The sequence below is a fragment of the Planctomycetaceae bacterium genome, assembly GCA_039680605.1.
In the GTDB taxonomy this organism is placed as follows: domain Bacteria; phylum Planctomycetota; class Phycisphaerae; order SM23-33; family SM23-33; genus JAJFUU01.
Genome location: JBDKTA010000022.1, coordinates 207968 through 230998 on the forward strand (window position 1 = coordinate 207968; position 23031 = coordinate 230998).

The following is a 23031-nucleotide window of genomic DNA, read 5'->3' on the forward strand; positions in this document are numbered from 1 at the left end:
ATGAGGACCGATGACATGAAGAAAGCCATCTGCCTGGACAGCCTCCCCGGCGGCATGAGCATCCTGGAGCGGTTCACGCTGGCAAGAGATGCCGGCTTCACAGCCGTCGAACCGGTCGCGCCCGCCAACGACCAGACGCTGGACGAGATCAAAAGCGCGGCCGAGCGCACGGGCGTAGCCGTCGCCTCGGTGATGGACATCGCCTGCTGGTCCTGTCCATTCTCCTCGCCCGACGCAGCCGAAGTCGAACGGGGCTTGGAGGCCGCGCGGCGGGCCATTGACTGCGCCGCCGCTCTCAACGCTGGCGCCGTACTGATCGTGCCAGCCGTCGTGAACGAAGCAGTGACGTACGAAGATGCCTACGAGCGATCGCAACGGCAGATTCGAGAGCTCATTCCCCTGGCGGCCGTGCGAAAGATCGTGCTGGCCCTGGAAAACGTCTGGAACAAGTTCCTGCTGAGCCCCATGGAGTTCGCCCGCTACATCGACGAACTGGCCAGCCCATGGGTGAAAGCCTACTTCGACGTGGGCAACATCCTGCTCTACGGATTTCCGCAGCACTGGATCAAAACCCTGGGCCCGCGCATCGCCCGGATTCACCTGAAGGACTTCCAGATCGGCCCAAAGGCGTTCGCCGACCTGCTCGAAGGCGACGTGAACTGGCCAGCCGTGATAGCGGCCCTCAGAGCCATCGGCTATGACGGTTGCTTGACCGCGGAGGTAGGCGTCGCCGCCGAGGACCCCGTCGCGGGCGTTCACAAAGTCAGCAAGGCCCTGGACCAGATCCTGGCGATGTAGGCCCGTAGCACGGGCGTCGTACCCGTGCAACTCATGGGCGAGGCACCTGACATATGGTATATTGCGGCCGTGATTGATCCCTCCCTTTTGAAAGGAAGCGGGCGATGAAGAAACTTATAGTGGGCATAATTGTTGTCGCGGGCGTGTCCTTGGCCTTGGCGGCCGAGAAGAAGGATCTCAAGAAGGTCGATACCGAAGCCCTGACCAATGAGACCCAAAAGAGTGCCGAGCCTTCGGAGGGCATCAATATCGTTTGGTGGGTCCCGACGGAGTTCTGGGCGGCCTCACTGGGGCAGAGCAAGGACGTCAGTGCGGCAGACGCGGACAAGATCATCACGGCGATTGAAAAGTACCTGATTGTTGCGGTTGTGCGCGCCGACATTTCCCCACTGGGCGGGTTCAAGTTCCACAGCCAGAATGTCGTTTCCAGGAACCTCAAGGCCGCCTACAAGGACAAGGAAGGAAAGGAAACGCTCCTGGTCCTGGAGACAGACCTCGATGAAGACACGAGGGTTCTTCTCGACGTCATCAAGCCGATCCTGAAGAACGCGATGGGCCGCATGGGAGAGAATTTCCATTTCTTCGTCTATAGGGGCACCGATGCCAAGGGCAGGCGGATCGTCTCGCCATACGAGAAGGGCTGCCTGACCGTGGAGATGAAGAAGGTCTCCAATGAGGCCGGCGGCAAAGTGGAGTTCAACTGCCCCCTGAACTCACTGTTCCTTCCCCGAACCTGCGCCGGATGCACAAAACAAGCCCACATAAGCTGGAACTTCTGCCCCTGGTGCGGCAAGAAACTGCCCGAGTAAGGATCGATGGCACAGGGGATGGCAATGGCCATACACTTTCGCATAGCGGCAATGACGAGGACGGGCAGATTTGCCATCGTCTATCTTGTACTGGTGACGATCCTCCTGGCATTATCGGATTTGCTGCGCATACCCAAGTTGGCGTTTTCGATGGGTGACGCTCTGATGCTGCTGTCATCGCTCATTCTATTGCTCCCGCTCGGGCTCTTTGGAGCCGCATTTATGTCCGGCCAGAGCTCGCCGGAAGTTGTTCTCGGAGGTGCTTTGCTTATCGTGCTGAATGGCTATCTATGGGGATCGATCTATTCGCATCGTGTCGAATTGAGGGCAAGGCGTCGCGGCCATGCAACTGCTGAAGCCCCTCCGGATGATTCGACGCGTCCCGCCAGGTCAAGTCTCCCCATGCATGTGGGGCTGATCATCGCCGGGCTGAATGTTTTCGGGCGGGCCTTTCTGGTGTTGATCGAGGGCAATGGCTGGCGGCGGGTTTTGTCCTTTCCACTGGAGCAACCGATGGAAAAGGCTCTGGCTGCGTTTTTCACTCTGGGTACAGGCTCCCTGAAGCCGCTCTATTTTCAGATGAGTGTTGTTGCGATCAATGCCGTTCTCTGGGGTGCAGCGACCGCGGCCGCGCTGGCGCTCTTAAGGTGGACCTGGCTCAGGTGTCGGCGACCTGCATGCCATTGAGCCAATGGCTGCCCCGCGAAACTCATGGGTAAGATGTCGCCGCCCACAATTCCGTTGTGCTCGTCAATGTGCCTGGAGAAGATAATGGCAATCGGCTGCAGCAAGTTCATCCGCAGCCACAGCGGTGCGATAGTTGATGGGAGCAACCGACAATGGACTCGTCTGGGGCAAAGAAGACGTTCGGAAGGGGCGCCTTTACCTGTCTTGGCCTCTGGACACTGGGCATTGTTGGCGCGTTTCTCTATCACTACACCTTTCCTTGGTATCATGGCCGTGACTCCTGCTGGTCATGGATATGCATCGGATTCGGATTGCTTCCATTTGGCATTTCATGGGGATGGGGAGCGACCCTCGTGTGGCTTTGGCTCAGGCCTTACCGCCCTCTTTGGAAAATATGCCTTTCGCTACTGGCGACGGCGGTTGCATTGCCCGCTGTTCTGGCAACAGGCTTCGTATGGCTGATCACACATATGGCCCCCTGATATTCTCGCCACGTACGGGCGGCACGCCCGTGCCACTCACAACGCACCACTATCCTACTGCCCCGCCATGGCGTACTTCACGGCCAGCATGCTTTCTTCCGGCGGGCAACGATCGACGGGCTTGTTGTCGCGGATGCACTGGAGGAAATAGCGATCCTCGGGCAAAAAGCCCCAGCCGGTGTCGACGGGGAGGGTTTCAACTTTGCCGGCCTGTATGACCTGCAGGCCGCCTTCGATGTTGGCGCCGAATCGCAGGGTGGCTTTTTCCATCGTCACGCAGCACTCGAAGTTGAACGGCGTGCCGACGTCCCAGCGGGCTTCGAAGATGCACGCCGGGCCGTTGTCGTAGCGCCAGTGGCTGACGATCACGTGTATGGGGTTCAGGTCGCCGCGGACGGTGGCGGTCACTTCGTCCGGGCGGCCGAACCACGCCAACGCCGTGTCGGCGTCGTGAATGTGCAGGTCCAGCGGCACGCCGCCGCTGCGGGCTTCCTCAGCGAACCACCGCCCGGGGTTGCCGCCGTAGCGGCGGAAGACGGCCGACAGCGGTTTGCCATACGTGCCGGACTTGATCAGCCTCGCGGCCTCGACGTACGTCGGCCAGAACCGCAGCACCTGCCCGACCATGAGCTTTTTGCCGCTGGCGGCCGCCGCGTCGAGCATGCGGCGGCAATCGGCTTCGTTGAGCGCCATCGGTTTTTCAGTGAAGACGTGCTTGCCGTTTTCGAGCGCCATGACGGCCGCGGCGGCGTGCAGGTCGCTGGGCGTGGCGATGGCGATGACGTCGATGTCCTTATCGCGGCACAGGCCGCTGTAGTCGTCGTAGGAGCGGATGTTCGTGGCGACCTCGACGGCCGCGGCGCCGGCATCGAAGTTAACCGCCGACATGCCGAGCTTTCCGGGCGTGCGGCGGTCTTCGATCGGGTCGGCCAGCGCCTCGACTCGCACCAGGTCGGCCAACTGCAGATAATTCTTGAGATGAAGCTGGCCCAAACCGCCCACGCCGGCAATACCCAGTCGAAGCACGATCTTCTCCTTCAAATAATTCCGCCCATTAGCGGCTGCCTCATGGCGACCCGCGGTACCGCGTGTCGCCATGCCACCCTGCGACGAGTTAACCCGTCAACCAGTTAGCGAGTCAACCACTCTAACCATCGTCTGGTAATTCGTCATCGTCCTGCGTGTGATTTCGCGGCCGTAGGGGCAGGCGGAGGGGTGCAGGACGAATCGGCTGCCGTTTTTGTCGGGGCCTTGCTCGATCGCGCGGCGGACCTTGTCCTCGAAGAGCCCGGGGGCGAGGTTCTCGATGTCGCTGGCCTCGATGTTGCCAAAGAGGATCATTTCGGGGGCGGCCAGACGAATCTCGGAAAGGGTCATGTCGCCCTGGGGCGGCGGTTCGCACGGGTCCAGGCCGTCGGCCATCTCGGCGATCATGCCCAGGATTCCGCGCAGGCGGCCGTGGCTGTGGATCCGCGGCCAGCCGCCGTGCTTGCGGATGATGTCGCACATGGGTTTGGTGTAGTTATACAAAAACTCGCGGTACAGCCGCGGGGGCACGAAGGGCTCCGAGAGATACTCCGACCCAACCACGCGCCACAGGTGTCCGGGGAATGCCTTGGCGATCTGCTCGACGCGGCTGTAGCAGCTCGGGGCAGCCTGCTCCATCAGTTTGTGAAACAGCGCCGGCTCGGTCAACGCCAGCACAGTGTAATCTTCCATGGAAAACAGCGGCGCGACGCCGCAGATCGGGTCGCCATGGTCGACCATGATGATGCCCGCCTCGCCCAGCGTCTTTTCAGCATCAAGCAGATTGCCCACATCAATGCGGCCGGGCGCGAATACCTCGGCAGGAAGCTGCAGATATGCCTTAATATCGTCAAGATCCTTGAGCAGATGCTCCGGCGTCCAGGTGGTGTTGACGTCGCGATCGCGCCGCCATGTCGAGTGCATCTGGCGCCCGGCGATGCGCAGCGTCGTGCGGCCAAATTGGCTGGCCCCTTCGGTCCAGTTTTCGGTGGTGAAAAACTCGTCGCGTGGGTTGTCGCCCGTGGGATGCTCGCGCGGCCCGGTCATGCGGATGATGTCGGTCTGCTGCTCGGCCAGGTCGATCAGCTCGCGCCAACCGGGACCATTGTAGATGTTGTACGGATCGGGATTATCGCAGTCGAGCCGCCACCCGCCGATCTCATAAAAGCTCACCGGCGGACGGTCCACCGCCTGGCCGGTCAATGTCGCCATCAGTCGCTGTCGTCGGGTCATGGCCATTTCTTCAATCCAGTTCGTCCACGAATGTCACGAATGACACGAATGCGGAAAAAGAACTCAAGCTTACCGCCGTGGCGGCCGGCGCCGGCGGATGGGTCGCAGACCCTTCTCCGTCCCGCCGAGCCGTGCGAGCTTTCGTTGCGCGACAAAAGCCTCTGGCGACTGCAACATCATCCAGAACTCCCGCGGAGACAATATCGGCATCGACGCGATTTGTCCTAGCGAGAGAACTTCCTTATCCCCGGTGACAAACGCGTCAGCTTTAGCTCCAGCCGCAGCGGACAGAATAGGCAGGTCTGCCTTGTCGGAAATGTCGAGTTCCAGTTGATCGCCAGGTTCGACGACAATGGCGTCGCGGGCAATCTCATCGACAGCCGCCCGCGCCGCATCCGCCGGGAGCGAGAATTTGCCAGTCAATACCCGCTGCAACTCGTCGAGAACCTGCCCAGAGACCAGCAATTCATGGAATTTTCCGGTTTCCCGAAACAGGTCCGCGCAAAGCCCGCGCGTGGAGAGGGCACTGGCGATGACGTTGGTGTCGAGAAAGATTCTCATGAGACGTCTTCAAAGACATCCTCATCCGTAAGGTATCCCTTGGCCTGGGCGTACGGCATGATCTTTCTGCGCAGGGTCTCGAATCGGCTGAGGCGGAAATGACGCCGAAGCGCCTCGCGCGCCACATCGCTGCGATTGCGCCTGGAACGCTTGGACTCCTGCGACAGCATCGTTTCGAGATCCTTGTCCAGCCGGATTGTCAGTGTCGAAGTCTTCATGTATTACAATGTAGTACATCTGGACGCAAGAGTCAAGCTAAGAGCGTGGGAGAAACTGGGGCATGTGCATGCGGAGCCAGTCCCCATCTTTCTTCCTGATTACTGGTCACGGATCACGGATTACTGCTTCTAGAACTGCTTGCGCTTTCGCGCCGGGGGGATGTCCAGCAGCTTGCGGTATTTCACCACCGTGCGGCGGGCGATGGTCAGGCCTTTCTCCGACAGCGCCGCGGCGAGTTGATCGTCATTGAGGGGGTTGGACTTGTCCTCGGCATCGATGACTTCCTTGAGCTTGACGCGGATGGCGTCCCAGGCGACGTCTTCGCCCTGGGAAGTGGTCTTGCCGCCGCTGAAGAACATCCGCAGCGGGAAGATCCCGCGCGGGGTCTGGACGTATTTGCCCGCCACGGCCCGGCTGACGGTCGCCACATGCACGCCGACCTTGCCCGCCACGTCGGCCATCGGAAGGGGCTTGAGCGCCTCGGCGCCTTCGTCGAGGAAGTCGCGCTGGACCTTGAAGACTTCCTCGGTCACGCGCCGCACGGTATGGCGCCGCTGGGCGATGGCGCCGATGAGCCAGTGGGCGGACTGGATGTTCCGCTGCAGAAACTGCCGCGCCGCGCTTTCGGTCTGGCGGTTCTTGGCCATGCGCCGGTACGACCGCGAGACGCGCAGGTCGGGAAAGTTGCCGTCGTCCATATCGATAATCAGCTCGCCGTCCTGCCCCACCTCCACCGCCACGTCAGGGTGGATGCCCGGCGCCGACGACTGCCCCACCAGCGACCCCGGACGCGGGTTGAGGTGAGCAAGGTTCTCGATGGCGGCCTTGATGTCCTCGACGCTGCGCCCGAGTCGCTTGGCGATCTGGGGCAGGTGGTTCATCTCGATGTCGCGCAGAAAATGCGTCACCAGTTCGGTCTCGAGCGAGACGTCGAGCCCGGCGGCCGCCTCGGCGGCAAGCTGCAGGCGCAGGCACTCGCTCAGGTCACGGGCGGCCACGCCCACCGGTTCGAGTTGCTGCACGAGCACCAGCCCCTGGCGCAGGGTCGTCAGCGGGACCGCCGGCTGGACCGCCGCGGCGATCTCCTCCAGCGGCGTGCGGAGATAACCGTCGGCGTCGACGTAGCTGATGATGAGTTCGCCGGCCGCTCGCACGTCGTCGCCGACTTCGACGAAGGCCCACTGGTCGAGCAGGTACTCGGCCAGCGACTGCCCCGGCGCAGGGGCGTTGGCCATGGCTTCCATTTTGGGGTCGCGATCGTCGCTGCTGGCCCGTCGCTGGGGTGAAAACTCGCTGGGCGAGAAGTCCGGCGAAAAGTCGCTGCCGTACTCCTCGGTCATGTCGTCGAGGCGGGTGAAGTCTTCGTTCTGCCCGTTGCCTTCCTTGACGACCAGCGGCTGTTCGCCGCGTTCGGTGGGCATCTCGTCGGGCGCCGGCGGGGCCTCGTCGTCGACGCCGGTGTCTTTCATCTCCAGCACCGGGTTGCGCTCGAGCTCCTGGTCGATGCGCTCCTGGAGCTCCATCATCGGAAGCTGCAGGATCTCCATCGCCTGGATGATCCGCGGCGAGAGCTTCATCCGCTGCTCCAGCCGCGCGTGTTGTGATACGTCGAGCCTCATCTCTACCTTATTCTACACGACCCCCGCCCCCGGGCAAGCCACGGGGCACAGCCTTTCCAGGCTGTGGGCGGGCGGCGGTGTCCGTATTGGCGTTTCACAGGCTGGAAAGCCTGTGCCACCTACGATATCGGCCCCGCGCGGCCGGCGATTGAGCAGCGCCTTGCAAGCGCCGCGGCGGCGCGATAGGGTTAGTATTCAGCTTGGGGAGCCTATTGCCCATGCATCCACAACCGGTCCCACGCCTGCCTCTTGAGCGACGAATCGCGATGCTGGTTCTGGCCTGCGCCGCCGGGGCCGGCGCGGGGCACGTCTTCGGATACGCCGGCGAAACGGTCCTGGAGAATTACAACCGGACCTTGGCCGCCGTCGGTTCCCTCTCGGGAATCATCAGTGGCATTGTGGCAGCCATCGGCTGGCACTGGGCGATGATCGTGGCGCTGCCGACGCGGCAGAAGTTCGGCTTCCTCGGGCGCGGCGTGCTGTGGGGGATGCTGGCGGGGGTCGTATCGGCCGCGGCGGTGTTCGTCTCGGTCGCCATCGCCGGGGGTGTTGGCGTTTCTCTGCTGCTGCGCCGGTTCGCGGGCTTTGGCCTGCGGTACGGCGTCTTTGCCGGGGCGTTCATGGGGCTGTATTGCGCGGCGGCGTACCTGGTGCTTGCCGGCCGCCGCGGCGACGCCCGCACGCCCGCCGTCAGCGAATGGGATCATTTCCACAACTTCCTGCCGGCGTTACGGCACCCGCTCAACGCGCTGCTGATTCTCCTGTTGTGCGCGGGCGGCCTGGTGGCGGGTTTTCTGGCAGCGTTCTTTCTCGGCATTGATGACTGGACGCGCATGTATCTGCCGCTGGGGTTCATCAGCGCGGTCATCTGGATACGCCTGGTGCTGGTCGGGCGCCTGCGCATGCCGCGGCGACAGTTGCTGCGCACGTTCTGGCGTTTCATGGCCGCGGCCGTCGCCTGGGGGGCGGTCGTCATGCCCAGCCTGTTCATCTTCGTCCTGGTCACCGGCGAGGTCTACCCGCGCCCGACGTACGACCCGCTGAGCCTCTACCTCAAGACCAGCATCGCCACCGTCGCCGCCATCGGCGCCGCCTGCGGCCTCCTGGCGGGGTTGGTCTCGCTGGCTTTCAACCTTCTCAGCGCCGGGCGATGGAACGCCCGCCCGGGACAGAAAGATCTTACTGCAATCCAGAAGGAACACTCGCATGAATGACCCGGCCATAGTCCGTCGCCGCCGACGGCTGGCATTCGCCATTACCGCCGGTAGCATTCTTATCGGGGGCGCGTGCGGCTATCTTGGCGGTGTGGCCGTGGGGTCCGGCTATGGCTACTTTGAGGTCATCGCACTGTTGCCCGTGGCATGGGGCGTCTTGTGTGGCGCGATAGGCGGGCTGGCGGCGGGCTTGTTCTGGTGCCGGTTAATGATTCATAGCCGGCTGGCCCGTACAAACTACGTAAGCTTTGGCTTTGTTTTTCTGGGCATTGGTCTGGGCCTGGTCGCAGGGTGTGGTGCAACAGTGATCCTCCATCTTGGCCTTCTTCCGCTCTACGACGATCCGTCGCAAATGATTCTGTCCGTGATGGTCGGCGGGCTGTTCTTCGGCACGCCAGCCGGACTGGGCTATGGCCTGATCGCATCGCTGCTGTGCTTCATCGGCGTCGACAGGATCCGACCATCTGCCCAAGAGGAGGCTGATCGTGCATAGAACCATGCAGGTAGTGCTTAGCATGGGAGTAATCATTGCCGGTGGGTTTGTCGGAGAATTCTTCGGCGGTTTGGCCGCGTGGGCTTACATTCCGGTCGGCAGGACAACTGCAGAAGGTAATGTCGCCTACACATTCTGCGCTGACCTGGGCCAAGCAGGGGGCTTGGCGGCTGGTGTCTTCTGGTCCTGGTGTGTGATCTGGCGGAAGCTTCCGCCTTGTAGGACCCGAGCAGGGCGAGGAGGCCTATATGGCGTCTATGCCGGCATCATAGCCACATTGATCCTGCATCTGCCGTTGATGATTGCTTTCTGGAGCGAAGTCTGGGGATTCATCCTCTTCATTCCTATTGGCATGGTGGTCGGTGCAATCGTCGGATTGATCTGTGGCTCCATATGCCAATACTCACTTCGCGCGGCCGCCCCCGATGCCGCCAAAGACTCCTCGCCATGAGACTTCTTCACCTTCCCATCGTCGCCCGCGCGTTTGGCCGGATGATCGGCAAGGTGCCGGCCGGGCACTTGTGGTATCTGCTGCGGCAGATGCGGTTCGAGAAGCCGCATCGCTTTGGTGGACAGGTGCGGTTCAACACGTTCTTTCCGCCGTATCCGTCGGCCGCGTTCGATCGGTTCTGCAACGCGGTCGTCGGGCGGCGCCGCGTGCCGTTCTCGACCTACGTCGCCGTCACGGGCCGCTGCCCCTTTGCCTGCGAGCACTGCAGCTACGCCCGCCGCGAGGCGACAGACATGCCGGCCGACCTGCTGCTGGACGTCGTGCGGCAGGTGAAAGAACTCGGCACATGCACGATCGGCTTCACCGGCGGCGAGCCGCTGTTGCACGAAGGGCTCGAGGCCGCCGTGGCGGCGGCGGGGCCGGAAATGAGCCCCATCATTTTCACCACCGGCGCGGGGCTCGATATTGCTTGCGCCCGCAGGCTCGCCCGGGCGGGCGCCGCGTGCGTGACGGTGGGCATCGAGTCGGCCGACGTAGCGGCCCACGATGCCGCCCGCAAGAGCGCCGGCTCGTTTGAACAGGCCCGCGCCGCCGTCGCGGCAGGCAATGCAGCGGGCCTGTACATGGCGGTCTCGACCACTGCCCTGCGCGGGCGCATCGCCTCAGGTGAACTGGAACGCATGTACGCTCTGGCGGCTGACTGGGGCGCGCGGGAGTTTCGCGTGCTGGCGCCGGTGGCTACCGGCGGCATCACCGGATGTGCGGCCGCCATGCTCGGGGCGAACGAACTGGCGTATCTGAGGGACTTTCATCGCCGCTGCAATCGGCGCCGCGGGGGGCCTGTCGTGGCGTCATTCGCGCACCTGGAAAGCGACGAGATGTTCGGCTGCGGGGCGGGGTATCATCACCTTTTTATCGACGCGGCAGGCAACGTCTGCCCCTGCGACCTGACGCCGCTGAGCTTCGGGAACATCCACGAGCAGCCGCTGGCGGAGATCTGGACTCAGATGGCCGAGTACTTTCCCCGCCCGCGCTGCGGGTGCCTGATGGGCAAGATCGGCGGCGACATCAACGCCGGTGCGCCGTTGCCGATCCCGCCCCAACAGAGCCGCCAGATGATTCCTCCACCGGCCGACGAGCCCCTGCCCGGCGGATACCAGCGGCTGCTGCGACCGTAGCACGCCCATATGGAGTGCGGCAGCCCTAGCTGCCGCTTTGGCAGTTTCCCGCCGTCGAACAACTTCTAAAGCGGCAGCTAAGGCTGCCGCACTCCATAATCAAAACCCCAGCACGAGAATGTCGGCCGTCGCGGCAATGCCCACCAGCACGCACTCGACGTAGATCAGTCGCAGGCCCCACTTGAGCCCGACCGTGCCGGCCATGGCCGCCGCGGCCATCGCCAGCAGCGCCGTGTAGAAATACACCCACCCGCAACCGAGCCACGCCGGGGCCGCCAGCATCGCGGCGCCACACCAGAGGATAATCGCCCCGACGCGCTGCCAGCGCTGCGGCTGGCGCTGAAGCGCCGACGGCCGCGGCGCGACAGCCTGGTCGCCTGCGGCGTCGCGAAGGTCCTTGAGGATCTGGTACCCCAGCGCCGTCAGGAAGAACCATCCGGCAAAAGCCGCCAGCGCCCACCGCCGCGGACCCGTCCACTCCCCCGCCTGCGCAACCGCCAGCGGATAGATGCTCACCGCCAGGGCGGCCACCACGAACGGTTTGACCACCCCCAGACGCTTGGACAGCAGGTTGTATCCCGCCAGCACCACTGCCACGCCGGCCAGCACCGCCATGAACGCCGGACGGGCCCACGCGGCCGCCATCCCCGAAGACGCCAGCAGCACCCGCATAGCAGCGCCCCCTCGCGCCGCCTCACCCGCCCGGCCGCCAGGGGACGACGCGGGTTGTTGATCCGGTCGGCCGCCACGTCGCACACGTCGTTCATCACGTGCCCGAACGCGATCAGCAGCGCCAGCGCCACCGTCGAGGCCGACGCCGAAGCCCACTGCGCGCCCAGCGAACCGCCCATCACGTAGACCAGCGTCAGCAGATACGTCAGCGACAGCGGCAGGGCGTAATACAGGCGGCACAGGCGAATGAAATCTAGCATGGCCGCACCCCCACCGCCGCCAGGTACCGGTGCGTGAACGCCACGCCCTCGCCGCCGGCCCGCTCGTCCATCACCTCCGCAAAGCGGGCGAAGATCGCCTCGCGATCGGCGTCCGTCGCCGCGAACTCGAACCCCGCCGCCGCCCCGGTGGCCGTGAGCCGCGCGAGCGCCGCCGCGCCGTCGGACACCTGGTACGTGCGGCTGCCCTTCCACGCCGCAACCACCCGCAGGCCCGACAGGCGCATCGCCGCCCGCAGCGATAGTGGACCGCTCAGGAACCGCACCCGCGCCGCGTGCGCCAGGGCCTGGGGTTTCTCGGCGAAGACTTTGCAGGCGGCTGCCAGCACGCCCGCCAGCGAAAACAACGAATTGTCGATGATCCCGACGCGCCCGCCGCCGGCCAGCACGCGGGCGATCTGTCGCAGCACCGCGCGCGGGCGGCTGTACCCCAGCGCCCAGCCGCAGGTGACCACATCGAAGCTCCCGCCCTTGCACGCGCGGAGATATTCCAGCGCGTCGGCCTGGACAAAGTCGCACGCATGGCCGTGCGCGGCGCGGGCAGCCGCGAGCATGCCGTCGGAGGCATCGATCCCGACGGCCCGCGCGCCGCTTCGCCGCGCGAGTTCGCCGGTGATAAACCCCGTCCCGCAGGCCAGATCGAGACACCGCGAGCCGGAAGGCACCTTCAGCCGCTCGAGCATCTCCAGCGACAGGTCCCGCATGTGCGTGGTCCACGCCTGGTCATACCCGCCGGCGATGCGGTCATAACTGCGTCGCACGAGAACGCTGGTTTCGCAGGAAGGCTTGAGATAGAGATGCATCACCCGCCACCCCAGAGCCAACCAGTGCCGTGAAGATTTTCCCTCGGAAGCCATTGCGGACGATCCCGTTGCAGGAGCATTTGACACAGTGATCATACCCGATGCGGACACGGGCTTCCAGTTCCAGACACACACCACCACGTTGTGCTGGCACCCCCATTACGCCGGGTGCCATCGCCATGGCACCCAGAGCCGAGGCTACTTCACATCGCGGCGTTCGGTGAGGGCGTCAGAAAGGATGGAGCGGCTGGAGTATTCGATCTGTCCGCCGGCGGGCAGGCCTCGGGCGAGGCGCGTGAGCTTGACGCCCGTCGGCGTGAGTTGGTCGATGATGTGCAGCGCGGTGGCGTCGCCGGTGACGGTGGGATTGGTCGCCAGGATCACCTCTCGCACGCCGCCGGCCTTGACGCGCTCGATCAGCGGGGCGATGGTCAGGTCCTCGGGCTCCATGCCCTCCAGCGGGGCGATCTGGCCCATGAGCACGTGATACACGCCACGGTACGCGCCGGTTGACTCGATGCTCAGCAGGTCCTTGGGCTGCTCGACGACGCAGATGGTCGAGGCGTCGCGCGAGGGATCGTCGCAGACGCTGCAGAGCTCGCCCTCGGCCAGGTTGAAGCAGCGACCGCACGGGCGGATCTTCGTCTTGACGTCGCGAATGGCGTCGGCCAGCGCCAGCGCCTCGGCGTCGTCGGCCTTGAGCAGATGAAACGCCAACCGCTCAGCCGACCGTGCGCCGATGCCGGGCAGATTGCCCAGCAGTTCAATCAACTTCGCGATGGTTTCACTGTATGCCATGTCGGGAACCGGAAAGTTAGCGGTCGAGCTTGCTCGACGCGTGTTGCAGCGGTCCGCTGCCAAACGCGCGGAGCAAGCTCCGCCGCTAACGGTTGATGCTCCTACCCCAACATCCCTTCCATGCCGGGAGGCAGGCCCATGTCGGTGGCCAGCTTCTTCATGACTTCGGCGGCGTACGTGACGGCCTTGTTCTGCGCGGCGCTGACAGCCGCCTTGACCAGATCTTCCAGCAGCGCCGCGTCGCCCTCGGCGAGTGCCTTGGGATCTATCCTGATGTCGATCAGCGCCCCGCGGCCATTGACCGTGGCCGACACCGCATCGCCGCCGGCCGAGGCGGAATGCTGCGACGCCTCGATCTGCGCCTGGACCTCAGGCAGCTTGCTCTTCATCTCCTGAGCCATCTTCATCATCTTGCCAAGGTTGCCGAACATGTTTGTCTCCAGGTCTGGCGTGCAGTTTTATTGTATGGGTTCCGTTGCGTCAACATCGTCGCTCGCGGCTGCAACGGTGCCGTTACCGGCCCCCTCGCGGCGGACGTCGGCCACTTCGGCGTCGAACAGGGCTGCAATCTTCCGGATAGCGGGGTCTTTGGCGATGGCGGCTCGCTGATCGGTCGAGAACCCGCCCATGGCCGGGGCGACGGGACCGGCCGCCTGCTCGGCCCCGCCGGCGGGCAGGAACTTGCAGTGGACCGGCGTGCCGGCCAGTTCGCTCAGGGCCGCATCGAGCCGGTCGCTCTGTGCCTCGCAGCGGCGGCGGACGTGTTCGTGGTCGGCCTCGTACAGCAGCGTCAGCGACTGCCCTTCCAGCGACTGGACGGCTCCGGGCCCGAGCAGACCCGCCTCCTGCATCCGCTTGGAACGAAAGAGCGTTTCGACGACCGTCTTCCAGTTCTCCGCGAGCCACGAGGCCTGCCACACGATGTTTGTCGCCGGCGAAGGCGCTGCCGCATCAAGGTCGGGCGAAGCTTCATGCGGCGGAATCGCCGCGGAAGGCGCCGAGGGCGCCGAGGGCGGAGTACGGACAGGGGCGTCAGTGGTCAGCGGGGAATTTTTTTTTTGCTCCGCGGTATCCGGAGCGGTCGCGCCCACAGCGGGTCTTTGTTGGACTGGTCGGTTCACCGACCCGGTTCCCCGGCTTGCAGGGTTCTCAAGGCGTTCGATCAGCGACGCCGGGTCGACGAACTGGTCCGCCTGCGCCAGTCGGACGATGGCCGCCTCGACCAGCGCCCGCCCGACGCTTGATCCGCGAACGTTTCGCCCCGTCGCCTGCAGCACGCTCACCGCGTACACCAGCGACGGCAGCGAGAATTTGGCAGCCAGGTCCCCCACGGTCTTTCGCTGCGACTCGGGCAGCTCGATCAGTTCGCTGGCCGGCCCGCACGTGCGGGCCAGCATCATGTTGCGGAACGTCTCGCACAGCGACTGCACGACGCTCGAAAGCGTCACGCCCATTTCCAGAGCGCCGGAAAGCTCGCCCAGCGCGTCGGCCGCGTTGCCCGCGGCGATGGCGGCCGCCAGGGCGATCATCCGCTCGTCACCGGCGGTGCCCAGCACGCGGACAACCTCGGCGTCGGTGACGCGGTCGGTGCCGCTGAGCATCTGGTCGAGCAGGCTCAGCCCGTCGCGCATCGACCCGGCGGCCGACCGCGCGATGCGGTACAGCGCGTCGTCGTCGGCAGGGACGTTCTCGGCTTTGCACAGGGCCTTGAGGTGGTCGCAGATGCGGGCGGTGGCGATGTTGCGAAAGTCGAACCGCTGGCACCGCGAGAGGATGGTGGCGGGGATCTTTTCCGGCTCGGTCGTGGCGAAGACGAACTTCACGTGCGCCGGCGGCTCTTCAAGGGTCTTGAGGAGGGCGTTGAACGCGTCCTTGGTCAGCGCATGCACTTCGTCGATGTAGTAGATGCGGTAGCGGCTGCGCGAGGGCCGGAACGCCGCGTTGGCCCGCAGCTCGCGGATCTCGTCGATCCCGCGATTCGAGGCGCCGTCGATCTCGATCACGTCGATGTCGTCGCCGCGGGCGATAGCCGCACAGGCGTCGCACGTGCCGCAGGGCGTCTGCGTGGGCTCATCCGTCGCCAGGCAGTTCAAGGCCTTGGCCAGGATCCGGGCCATCGTCGTCTTGCCGACGCCTCGCGTGCCGGTAAACAGGTACGCGTGGGCGATGCGCCCCGCCGCGATGGCGTTCTTGAGCGTCTGCGCAATATGCTCCTGCCCGACGACCTCGTCGAACGTGTTGGAGCGGTATTTTCGGGCTAGTACGAGGTAAGCCATTGGCAATTTCCAATTGGCAATTTCCAATTTCCAATTGGCCGTCGCTGACACCGCGTGTTCTCTGTGCGATGTCAATTGGCAATTGCAAATCGGAAATTGGAAATTAAAAAAGTGCCGTGCACTCCGCGTCGAGGACCTTGCACAGGGCCCGGCGCACGCGACGGCTCCAGTCAGGCAACCCTCCGGCACACGCTGACGAATCGCTTATGGCTGCTTCCTTCCGGACCTGACCAGGTTCACGTCACAGCGTTGCAGAGGACCCAACCTTCAACACCGCCGCCCACGTCGGGGGATCCTGAACCAGGAACCCTCGGCGGAGAGTTCAGTCCCGCTATAGCGGATTGCGGGTCTTGCCGACAAGTCGGCAATCAGGGCACCGCTAACGCCCCACCTAGCACGGCAACTACATTTATACCACCCTCAAGCCCCAATTGCCAGTTCCCATCCCGACAACGTGCGGGGAGTGTGCGACCGAACCTTCTGGCAGCACATAACAGCAACGACTTTGCCACAGAGCACACAGAGACCGCAGAGTAAATCCGGACCTTTTCTCCGTGAACTCTGTGGCAGGGTGGCATGGCGACACGCGTTGTTGTTTCTCGCGGGTCGCCATGGGGCTGACGAGTAGGAGACGAAATCTAATCCGCAATCCGCAATCCCAAATCCGCAATCCTGATGTATCATCCAGCGAATCTTAAGGAACCTCCGCGATGCCATTGACCGATATGCCCCCCTACCAGTATCCGCCCCAGCCGGTCTCTGCCGCCAACGCTGCGAACTGGCAGTGGATGCAGGCATTCTACGATCGAGAAGTCTCTCGCCCGCCCGAGGCCGACGAGACGCCGGACCAGGCTCTGCGGCGGGCGGCCGCGGTCAGGCCCACGCCGGAAAAACTTGCCTATCTCGACATGGAGCTCATCACCTTCCCGCACTTCGGCATGAGCACCGTGTCCGGCCATCAGCAGGGCACGGGCAAGGAAGACCCGCGGCTGTTCAACCCCCAGGCCTTCGACGCCCGCCAGTGGGTGCAGTTCCACCAGGACATCGGCGCCAAGATGATCGTCTTCGTCGCCAAGCACCACGATGGGTACGCCCTGTGGCCGACCCGGCTCAACGACTACTGCATCCGCAGCAGCCCCTGGCGCGGCGGGCGCGGGGACATGGTCGCCGAGATCGCCGGCGCCTGCCGCGAAGGCGGGCTCAAGCTCGGGCTCTACATCTCGCTCTGGGACGCCCACGACAGCCGCTGCGACAATCCGCGAAAAGGCCCCGAGCACATGACGCCCGCCCAGCGCGAGGCTTACCAGGCCTACGTCGAGCAGCAGCTCATCGAGACGCTCGTCCCCTACGGCGAGATCACCGAACTGTGGTTCGACGGCGCCGGCACCAACGGCGCGGAGGACTGGAACCGCATCTACGAGATCATCCATCGCCTTCAGCCGCGGTGCCTGGTCGCCATGTGCGGCTTCGGCGCGCGGTGGTGCGGCAACGAGTCGGCCGTCGGCGACGTGGTGAACTGGAACACCCTGCCCCTGCTGCCACAACTGCGCAGCCATCAGTGGGTGCCCTTCCACTACGAACAGTTGATCAGCAAGAACCTGCCGACCATCACCGATGACATCCAGCAACTCCGAAACCAGGAGCTGTTCTTCATCCCCCAGGAGGGCGACACGCGCGTGCTCTGCGGCGGCTGGCACTGGGATGGCCGCGGCGAGCCCCGCAGCCTCGAGTGCCTCATCGACATCTACTACGCGTCGATCGGCTCGGGAGCGGTGCTGATCCTGAGCCCCTCGCCGGACCCCCGAGGCGAGTTCAACGACCTCCAGCGGGAGCGCCTGGGCCAGTGGCGCCGGTGGATCGAGGATTCATTCAGCGACAACCTCCTCCGCGGCGCCACGCTCACCCTCAGCGGCGCAGCGGAAGATTACGACTCGCAAGACATCCTGCGCACCCAGCGCGACCGCCCCTGGTTCGCCACGCAGACAACGGACCTGTCGCTGGTGGCCGAGTTCTCCCAGCCGCGCACGTTCAACAACCTCCTCGTCGAGGAACACCTCGCCGACGGTCAGCGGATCGCCGCCTTCGTTCTCGATGCCTGGCAGGAGGGGCGATGGACGAGCGTGGTCCAGGGGCGCACCGTCGGGCACAAGCGCATCCTGCCCTTCAGCGACATCACGGCCGAAAAAGTGCGGCTGCGGATTCTGGAATCGCGCGACGCCCCGGCGCTGCGGTTTGTGGGATTGTACAAGGCCCTGCCCTACCGCCAGGGCAAGCGCACCTATACCAACGCCGATTATCGCCCGGCGCTGCCCGATCGGCCCGGCCTGCAGCGCGGCCTGGCGTGGTCGTTCTACGAAGACGCCAACAACGGCTTTCTGCCCTACCAGGAGATGTTCAGCAATCTGCCCGCGCCGAACGTTGCGCCCGTGGCGACGGGCTTTGCCGCCGAAGCGATCCAGGCCTTCAGCTCCGTCGCGGCTGATCGAGATCGAACGCAGCATTTCGCCATGCGGCTCGACGGATACTTCAATGCCCCGGCCCGGGCGGTCTATACCTTCAAGGCCGCCGCCACCAGCGGCTGCCGACTCTACATCGACCGTCAGCCCGCGATCGAAAACGACGCCTCGGCCGGCGCCGCCGCGACGGCGGACGTTCCTCTCCAAGCCGGACTGCACGCCCTGACGGTGCTGGCGTATTTCGGTTCGGCCGGCAAGGCCGCGCTGAGCCTGGAGGTCGAGTGGCCCGGCAACGCCGGCGGCGACGGATTCGGCTGGTCGTCGCAGCAGCGATTGCTGCCGCTGCTCTGCGGGGACGGGGAACAGGGACGGGGAGTGCTGGATTAATGGGATTCTATCCTCCTCCTCCTCGTCGTCGTCCTCGTTCTCGTCCTCGTCGTCGGTTCTTCGTCGCTGACATACAGTTGATTCCACCGCCAGCGGAGCATTCAATACGGCCATGAATCCCAAACGCTCACTCTGCGGGCCCGAGAAGATGTCTTCCAAGCAGCGCGTTCGGCGAACGCTGGCATGCCAGGAAGCCGACCGTGTGCCCATCAACTACAGCGGCAACGGCGATATCAACCGCCGCATGATGGAATACCTCGGCCTTGAAAGCCACGACTGGGAAGGCTTCAACCGCGCCCTGGGCGTGGACTTCCGCGGCGTCGGCGCTCCGTACACCGGCCCGCGCCTGCACGAAGATCAGCTGCCCATGCACGTCGACCCGTGCTGGGGCTGGCGCACGCGCTGGGTCGAGCATGAGTTCGGCGGGTACTGGGACTACTGCCAGTGGCCGCTCACCGACGCCGGCGTCGACGAGATCGCCCGCTGGCCGATGCCCGACCCGGACCGGTTCGACTACAGCGTCGTCGCCCCCGCCTGCCGGGCCAACAAGGACTACGCCGTGCATATCGGCCACCCCGGCCTGGCGTGCATCATCAACACTGCCGGCTTCCTTCGCACGATGGGGCAGGTCTTTGTCGACCTGATCACCGACGACGAAGCCGGGCTGCTGCTGATCGATCGCATGCTCGACGTACACTACGAAACCGCCCGCCGCACGCTCGAGGCCGCCGAGGGGGGCGTCGATTTCATGTGGATGGGCGAGGACCTCGGCACGCAGATCGGGCCCATCATCAGCATGGACCTCTTCCGCCGCCACATCAAGCCGCGCCACCAGCGGTTCATCGACCTGGCCAAACAGTACGGCCTGCCCGTGATGATCCACACCTGCGGCTCGAGCAGTTGGGCGTACGAGGAGTACATCTCGATGGGCATGAACGCCGTCGACACGCTGCAGCCCGAGGCCGCCAACATGTCCCCGGACTACCTCAAGCGCACCTTCGGCGGCCGCCTGGCGTTCCACGGCTGCATCTCGACCGCCGGCCCCGTCGCCACCGCCGGCGTGGAAGAGACGATCGCCTACTGCCGCGACACGCTGGCAACAATGATGCCCGGCGGCGGCTACTGCTTCTCCCCGACGCACTCCCTGCAAGACAACTCCCCCACCGAAAACGTGGTAGCGATGTACGAAACCGCCCACAAGTACGGCCGCTATTGATCAAACGGGTGGCATGGCGACACGCGCAGCGGGTCGCCATGGGGACAGAGAGTGCGGGCCTGCCCGCCGAAGCCTTGGCGAAGGCGGGATTACCGGGATCTCCCGTTGTCCGTCCGTTGTCTATTCTTGTCTGTTTTCGAGCACTCCAGAATCCATCCAATATCCGAAGTCTTTGTATGACAAGGTGTTACTAGCTTTTGCCGCCTCGGCTGGCGTCAGGGTAGACAATGGCGCCACCGCGGTGAATCGACAGCGCCAGGACGTGTCGCGGGCGTCTCGCCCGCGCGTGCCGAGGGCATCTTGCCCTCGCCTGACGGACATGCTTCTCCAGTGTCGCGACCGAGCCGCCCCGCAGCACTCGTCCCCAAGGGAGATGAGCGTCACCTGCCGTATCCGTCAGGCCTTGACACTCCCGCACGGAAACCCCGATTTTGAAGAACGGGTTCCACGCATAAGTGGGGCCTGAATGGCCTTTCTACAGAGCATTCTTGATCCCTTTCAGCGGAGGAAAGCAAGAACTGCCCTTGTCGCCTCAAGCTTGATTTTGGTTAGAGCGCTATTCGTGTGGGAGTTCCGTGCAGCACCGGTTGGAGCGATAAGACTGCAGAACTGGTTTCTGGGCTCGATGCACATGTAAATGAATTCGTTGCATTTGTTCCGCAGTACACAATACAGATCAGCGTTGATCGCAGTCACATCCATCCTCTTGAAGTCCCCGAGATCCACCGTCATCTTTGTCCCATCAAGTCTCTGAAGATCCTTGCGCTCAGCCAACTCGTTCAGCATCTGATAAGATTCATCTTCTGTCACTGCAATGCCATCAGCACAGCCGAGTGCCTGCCAGCTTTCGTCGCTCTGCAGGCTTGCAGGTGCGTCTGCCGCGCCCACACACATACCAAGGTTGAGCCGTAGCCCTGTGCCAATTCTGCGCCAGTATTCTTCTGGGGGACAAGCCTTTGGAAACTCGCTTGGGGTGAGTTTCAACGAAGACAGTGAAGAGTCGGATCTGAGCCAAGGAAGTACAAGGCCGGCGGAAGTCCGAGTGGAAGAAAGCAAGTACAGATCTAGGGCGAAGAAGGGGAGATTGGCTACATGCGTCCTTTCTATGTGGTTGGCCTGCTTGGCCCACTTTCCAAGCTCCTCTGTGGCTTGCGCGCAGGCACGGAACAATATCTTCGGGCCTCGGGCTTCTAACTTGGCAAATGATTCCAACAATGGCTCCGGACGAAACCCACCATCGCGTAGTGATATTAGGATGTTTAATATGCCCTCTGATAAACCCGAGGCTTGAATATTCACATCTGAAAGCTCCTTGTCAACACACTCCAGATACGAATGGAACCCAACAGCCCATCGTGTATACTCACGAATCCATCCTAATGAAAGCTGGTCCTCAGGATTCAGATGCTCTTTGTAAGTGGTGAGGGCATCGAGAACCTCCCAATAGGAGGCTATGGGATCTTTCAGAATCATGCTGTGGGATGAGAGAGCAATCAACGCCTGGTGCAGTGGGCTCTTTTGTGCTCCGCCCGAAGGAAACACGGCCTCAATGGCCCCGATTGGCCTACGGTCATAGACGAAAACGCCTATGAAAGCCCCAGCCTTCAAACTGTCGAACGCCGGATCGTCAGGGCGGAGGCAAACTCTTGGATGAGGGCCAGCCAATGGCATTGGTCCAGGGCCCGGTCTTGGCAAAGAGGGTATCTTACCCATAACAGTTACCGTCAGAAGCCCACCAAATCGAGCTTCCCAAGGCCAGACCAGCAACCCGATCGGGCAAACAGGTATTGATGGCTGACACATCTCTTCGATGGCGGCCGCATCAGCCCCATCGGCTATCCTGAACAGGAGCACAGGCGGTCTTCCCTGCATTGCGGCACCATCAAAGCGATGCTTTGAGGCAGAACGTTCCAGGAGATGAGCAACCGTATCGGAAGGGACCATATCTAGATCGATATTCCTGACTTGTATCGAGCGAATTATGCCTTCCACCAAATCCGGCAACATTTTCTTAGGTCTGAGGGCCTCCTTCTTCTTAAACCAGACGCGCTTTACAGGTTCGAGAAAGTTTGGTGACACTTGGTTCTCTTCGGCTACCTCTTCCAGAGTCACACCTTCATTGCTCCGGATAATGTCACATTTTAGCGAAATGGCCTCATCATCTCTCGAAAGAGCATATAGCGCCAGCATTTCTCGTCGCTCGGAAGATTGTCCAGCTTGCCTGTGGGGGTACTTTGCATCGTATGGAGCCCACCACATCTCTCCGATTGCGATAATAGCTTCGGCACCTGTTCTTTCAACGTCCCCGGCAATTGCACGCCAGACGAGATATTTCTCTATTTGCTCATCCAGCTTGAGGCAAATACTTAGCATGCCTCTATCGGGCAAGAGAAGAAAGACTATAGGAACATGATAGCCATCAACAAGAAATATCTCCCGCGCACACTCGAACAACCACTCACTGGTCTTACGAAGGTTTCCAGATCCCATTTGTTCTAAGGAGATGATGGGAAAACCTCCGTACTGAGCCTTCATAACCTCCTGCCCCATCTCAGAGAAAGCGACCCTTCGTGTGACCGCAATTCGGTCACCGTTTGAAAGCCGAACGCATATCGTCCGGAACTCGGGCTCGCCTCTCATATAAGCAGGGAGGTTGCCGATGTCGCCCGACTGTCCTGACTCCGAGGAGTCTCTGTCCAGTCTGAGAATATTCCGATCTGCGTCATGTAGAAGCTCTGACAGGACCCCGCAGGCATGTACCAATGCATCAAGCAACTCAAAGGCCGGCAGGTCTTCTGCAATCCACTTTCTTTCTATACGGACAAATCCGTCTTCCCGCACCTCCTGTGGTACTTGCCTTAAGTCCAGTGCGCCGATTATTTCATCAACTGAGGCAAGTGGGTCCGCTTCCATCTCAAGGGAGGTGGGCTCGAAATAACAAGCGACAACAGCAATCCGGACGGTGCTCTTAGTGATCAGGTCTCCTTCTTTCACGATTTGATTTCGTGCATCAACCAACCACGTCATGATAGGGTCGTTAGCAAGACGTTCTCGCCAGGCGCCGTACCAGTCGTCAAACTGCGGTATTTCTTTCTTCTGTTTCTGAAGTACCCATGTGACATTTCTGAGTGCCTGAATACTGGCATTTAGAAAGGTTCTGAACTCGGGTGGATCGAAGTAAGCTACGGCGGCTCGTCGCCAGAGCCTCATCGCCTCATCGAGTCTAGCGTGTGCCGTCGCCGATGGACATTTCCGCTTGCCATCGGGACTGTGCAACATGCCCATGTAATCACTCCCGCTACTGTTTAAGATGCCATCCCGTCTAAACCCAGCACTAAGAAGCTTCTGCTTCGATGGTACCGCAATAGTCGTGGG

General features: G+C 62.9%; 21 protein-coding genes and 1 other RNA gene. 9 read left to right on the top strand and 13 right to left on the bottom strand.

From position 1 onward, the window contains the following. Positions 1 to 15 precede the first annotated feature (15 nt). The 3 genes from ABFD92_07010 (at position 16) to ABFD92_07020 (ending at position 2294) form a co-directional block, all read left to right on the top strand. A complete protein-coding gene (locus tag ABFD92_07010; GenBank protein MEN6504271.1) occupies positions 16 to 798 on the top strand; it encodes a sugar phosphate isomerase/epimerase family protein in 783 nt (260 codons plus the stop codon). A 104-nt stretch (positions 799 to 902) separates the two neighbouring features. Beyond that, the gene (locus ABFD92_07015) at positions 903 to 1607 is read left to right on the top strand and encodes a zinc ribbon domain-containing protein (GenBank protein ID MEN6504272.1); all 705 of its coding nucleotides are present in this window, start codon (positions 903 to 905) and stop codon (positions 1605 to 1607) included. 24 nt (positions 1608 to 1631) lie between these two features. Continuing rightward, positions 1632 to 2294, top strand: a complete 663-nt coding sequence (locus tag ABFD92_07020) for a hypothetical protein (GenBank protein MEN6504273.1) — start codon at positions 1632 to 1634, stop codon at positions 2292 to 2294. Positions 2295 to 2830: 536 nt separating this feature from the next. Here ABFD92_07020 and ABFD92_07025 read toward each other — a convergent pair. The 5 genes from ABFD92_07025 to rpoN form a co-directional block, all read right to left on the bottom strand. Then, a complete protein-coding gene (locus tag ABFD92_07025) occupies positions 2831 to 3802 on the bottom strand; it encodes a Gfo/Idh/MocA family oxidoreductase (protein ID MEN6504274.1) in 972 nt (323 codons plus the stop codon). Between the two features lie 96 nt (positions 3803 to 3898). After that, positions 3899 to 5035: a uroporphyrinogen decarboxylase family protein gene (locus tag ABFD92_07030; GenBank protein MEN6504275.1), complete on the bottom strand. Its 1137-nt coding sequence runs from the start codon at positions 5033 to 5035 to the stop codon at positions 3899 to 3901. A 69-nt stretch (positions 5036 to 5104) separates the two neighbouring features. Next, positions 5105 to 5596: a putative toxin-antitoxin system toxin component, PIN family gene (locus ABFD92_07035; GenBank protein ID MEN6504276.1), complete on the bottom strand. Its 492-nt coding sequence runs from the start codon at positions 5594 to 5596 to the stop codon at positions 5105 to 5107. After that, positions 5593 to 5814, bottom strand: coding sequence for a CopG family transcriptional regulator (locus ABFD92_07040; GenBank protein ID MEN6504277.1), 222 nt, complete (start codon positions 5812 to 5814; stop codon positions 5593 to 5595). The genes ABFD92_07035 and ABFD92_07040 overlap by 4 nt, the downstream gene beginning before the upstream one ends. A 129-nt stretch (positions 5815 to 5943) precedes the next feature. Next, positions 5944 to 7434, bottom strand: coding sequence for an RNA polymerase factor sigma-54 (gene rpoN / locus ABFD92_07045; GenBank protein MEN6504278.1), 1491 nt, complete (start codon positions 7432 to 7434; stop codon positions 5944 to 5946). 218 nt (positions 7435 to 7652) lie between these two features. On the opposite strand from rpoN, the gene ABFD92_07050 reads away from it, so the two are divergent. Genes ABFD92_07050 through ABFD92_07065 form a run of 4 tightly spaced genes read left to right on the top strand, consistent with a single transcriptional unit; the run spans position 7653 to position 10770 of the window. Beyond that, positions 7653 to 8648 (top strand): hypothetical protein, encoded by a 996-nt coding sequence (locus ABFD92_07050; GenBank protein MEN6504279.1) that lies wholly within the window; start codon positions 7653 to 7655, stop codon positions 8646 to 8648. Next, positions 8641 to 9141: a hypothetical protein gene (locus tag ABFD92_07055; protein ID MEN6504280.1), complete on the top strand. Its 501-nt coding sequence runs from the start codon at positions 8641 to 8643 to the stop codon at positions 9139 to 9141. Before ABFD92_07050 ends, ABFD92_07055 begins: the two co-directional genes overlap by 8 nt. Next, entirely contained in the window at positions 9134 to 9592 is a 459-nt protein-coding gene (locus ABFD92_07060; GenBank protein ID MEN6504281.1) for a hypothetical protein, read from the top strand. The genes ABFD92_07055 and ABFD92_07060 overlap by 8 nt, the downstream gene beginning before the upstream one ends. Next, a complete protein-coding gene (locus ABFD92_07065; GenBank protein MEN6504282.1) occupies positions 9589 to 10770 on the top strand; it encodes a radical SAM protein in 1182 nt (393 codons plus the stop codon). The genes ABFD92_07060 and ABFD92_07065 overlap by 4 nt, the downstream gene beginning before the upstream one ends. A 99-nt stretch (positions 10771 to 10869) precedes the next feature. Here ABFD92_07065 and ABFD92_07070 read toward each other — a convergent pair whose 3' ends face one another. From ABFD92_07070 to ffs, 7 genes are all read right to left on the bottom strand, one after another. Beyond that, positions 10870 to 11319 (bottom strand): hypothetical protein, encoded by a 450-nt coding sequence (locus tag ABFD92_07070; GenBank protein ID MEN6504283.1) that lies wholly within the window; start codon positions 11317 to 11319, stop codon positions 10870 to 10872. Beyond that, a complete protein-coding gene (locus ABFD92_07075) occupies positions 11283 to 11702 on the bottom strand; it encodes a UbiA family prenyltransferase (protein MEN6504284.1) in 420 nt (139 codons plus the stop codon). Before ABFD92_07075 ends, ABFD92_07070 begins: the two co-directional genes overlap by 37 nt. Beyond that, entirely contained in the window at positions 11696 to 12523 is an 828-nt protein-coding gene (locus ABFD92_07080) for a methyltransferase domain-containing protein (GenBank protein MEN6504285.1), read from the bottom strand. Before ABFD92_07080 ends, ABFD92_07075 begins: the two co-directional genes overlap by 7 nt. 198 nt (positions 12524 to 12721) lie before the next feature. Then, entirely contained in the window at positions 12722 to 13321 is a 600-nt protein-coding gene (gene recR / locus ABFD92_07085) for a recombination mediator RecR (GenBank protein ID MEN6504286.1), read from the bottom strand. A 101-nt stretch (positions 13322 to 13422) separates the two neighbouring features. Further along, positions 13423 to 13752 carry a YbaB/EbfC family nucleoid-associated protein gene (locus ABFD92_07090; protein ID MEN6504287.1) on the bottom strand — a complete coding sequence of 110 codons (330 nt, stop codon included), beginning with the start codon at positions 13750 to 13752 and terminating at the stop codon, positions 13423 to 13425. A gap of 27 nt (positions 13753 to 13779) precedes the next feature. Then, a complete protein-coding gene (dnaX, locus tag ABFD92_07095) occupies positions 13780 to 15597 on the bottom strand; it encodes a DNA polymerase III subunit gamma/tau (GenBank protein MEN6504288.1) in 1818 nt (605 codons plus the stop codon). Positions 15598 to 15711: 114 nt separating this feature from the next. Continuing rightward, an RNA gene (gene ffs, locus ABFD92_07100) (signal recognition particle sRNA large type) lies at positions 15712 to 15997 on the bottom strand. Positions 15998 to 16307: 310 nt separating this feature from the next. Here ffs and ABFD92_07105 point away from each other — a divergent pair. Both ABFD92_07105 and ABFD92_07110 read left to right on the top strand, forming a co-directional pair. Continuing rightward, positions 16308 to 18440 (top strand): alpha-L-fucosidase, encoded by a 2133-nt coding sequence (locus tag ABFD92_07105; protein MEN6504289.1) that lies wholly within the window; start codon positions 16308 to 16310, stop codon positions 18438 to 18440. Positions 18441 to 18552: 112 nt separating this feature from the next. Continuing rightward, positions 18553 to 19656 (top strand): uroporphyrinogen decarboxylase family protein, encoded by a 1104-nt coding sequence (locus tag ABFD92_07110; GenBank protein MEN6504290.1) that lies wholly within the window; start codon positions 18553 to 18555, stop codon positions 19654 to 19656. 498 nt (positions 19657 to 20154) lie between these two features. Here the strand turns inward: ABFD92_07110 and ABFD92_07115 are convergent, their stop codons facing one another. After that, positions 20155 to 22941, bottom strand: coding sequence for a hypothetical protein (locus ABFD92_07115; GenBank protein ID MEN6504291.1), 2787 nt, complete (start codon positions 22939 to 22941; stop codon positions 20155 to 20157). Between the last annotated feature and the right edge of the window lie 90 nt (positions 22942 to 23031).

What these genes read in the sequence shown, in the direction of transcription:
- ABFD92_07010 (MEN6504271.1), top strand. Translation starts at nt 16, where the DNA reads ATGAAGAAAGCCATCTGCCTGGACAGCCTCCCCGGCGGCATGAGCATC.
- ABFD92_07015 (MEN6504272.1), top strand. Translation starts at nt 903, where the DNA reads ATGAAGAAACTTATAGTGGGCATAATTGTTGTCGCGGGCGTGTCCTTG.
- ABFD92_07020 (MEN6504273.1), top strand. Translation starts at nt 1,632, where the DNA reads ATGGCCATACACTTTCGCATAGCGGCAATGACGAGGACGGGCAGATTT.
- ABFD92_07030 (MEN6504275.1), bottom strand. Translation starts at nt 5,035, where the DNA reads ATGACCCGACGACAGCGACTGATGGCGACATTGACCGGCCAGGCGGTG.
- ABFD92_07035 (MEN6504276.1), bottom strand. Translation starts at nt 5,596, where the DNA reads ATGAGAATCTTTCTCGACACCAACGTCATCGCCAGTGCCCTCTCCACG.
- ABFD92_07040 (MEN6504277.1), bottom strand. Translation starts at nt 5,814, where the DNA reads ATGAAGACTTCGACACTGACAATCCGGCTGGACAAGGATCTCGAAACG.
- rpoN (MEN6504278.1), bottom strand. Translation starts at nt 7,434, where the DNA reads ATGAGGCTCGACGTATCACAACACGCGCGGCTGGAGCAGCGGATGAAG.
- ABFD92_07050 (MEN6504279.1), top strand. Translation starts at nt 7,653, where the DNA reads ATGCATCCACAACCGGTCCCACGCCTGCCTCTTGAGCGACGAATCGCG.
- ABFD92_07055 (MEN6504280.1), top strand. Translation starts at nt 8,641, where the DNA reads ATGAATGACCCGGCCATAGTCCGTCGCCGCCGACGGCTGGCATTCGCC.
- ABFD92_07065 (MEN6504282.1), top strand. Translation starts at nt 9,589, where the DNA reads ATGAGACTTCTTCACCTTCCCATCGTCGCCCGCGCGTTTGGCCGGATG.
- ABFD92_07075 (MEN6504284.1), bottom strand. Translation starts at nt 11,702, where the DNA reads ATGCTAGATTTCATTCGCCTGTGCCGCCTGTATTACGCCCTGCCGCTG.
- ABFD92_07080 (MEN6504285.1), bottom strand. Translation starts at nt 12,523, where the DNA reads ATGCATCTCTATCTCAAGCCTTCCTGCGAAACCAGCGTTCTCGTGCGA.
- recR (MEN6504286.1), bottom strand. Translation starts at nt 13,321, where the DNA reads ATGGCATACAGTGAAACCATCGCGAAGTTGATTGAACTGCTGGGCAAT.
- ABFD92_07090 (MEN6504287.1), bottom strand. Translation starts at nt 13,752, where the DNA reads ATGTTCGGCAACCTTGGCAAGATGATGAAGATGGCTCAGGAGATGAAG.
- dnaX (MEN6504288.1), bottom strand. Translation starts at nt 15,597, where the DNA reads ATGGCTTACCTCGTACTAGCCCGAAAATACCGCTCCAACACGTTCGAC.
- ABFD92_07105 (MEN6504289.1), top strand. Translation starts at nt 16,308, where the DNA reads ATGCCATTGACCGATATGCCCCCCTACCAGTATCCGCCCCAGCCGGTC.
- ABFD92_07110 (MEN6504290.1), top strand. Translation starts at nt 18,553, where the DNA reads ATGAATCCCAAACGCTCACTCTGCGGGCCCGAGAAGATGTCTTCCAAG.
- ABFD92_07115 (MEN6504291.1), bottom strand. Translation starts at nt 22,941, where the DNA reads ATGGGCATGTTGCACAGTCCCGATGGCAAGCGGAAATGTCCATCGGCG.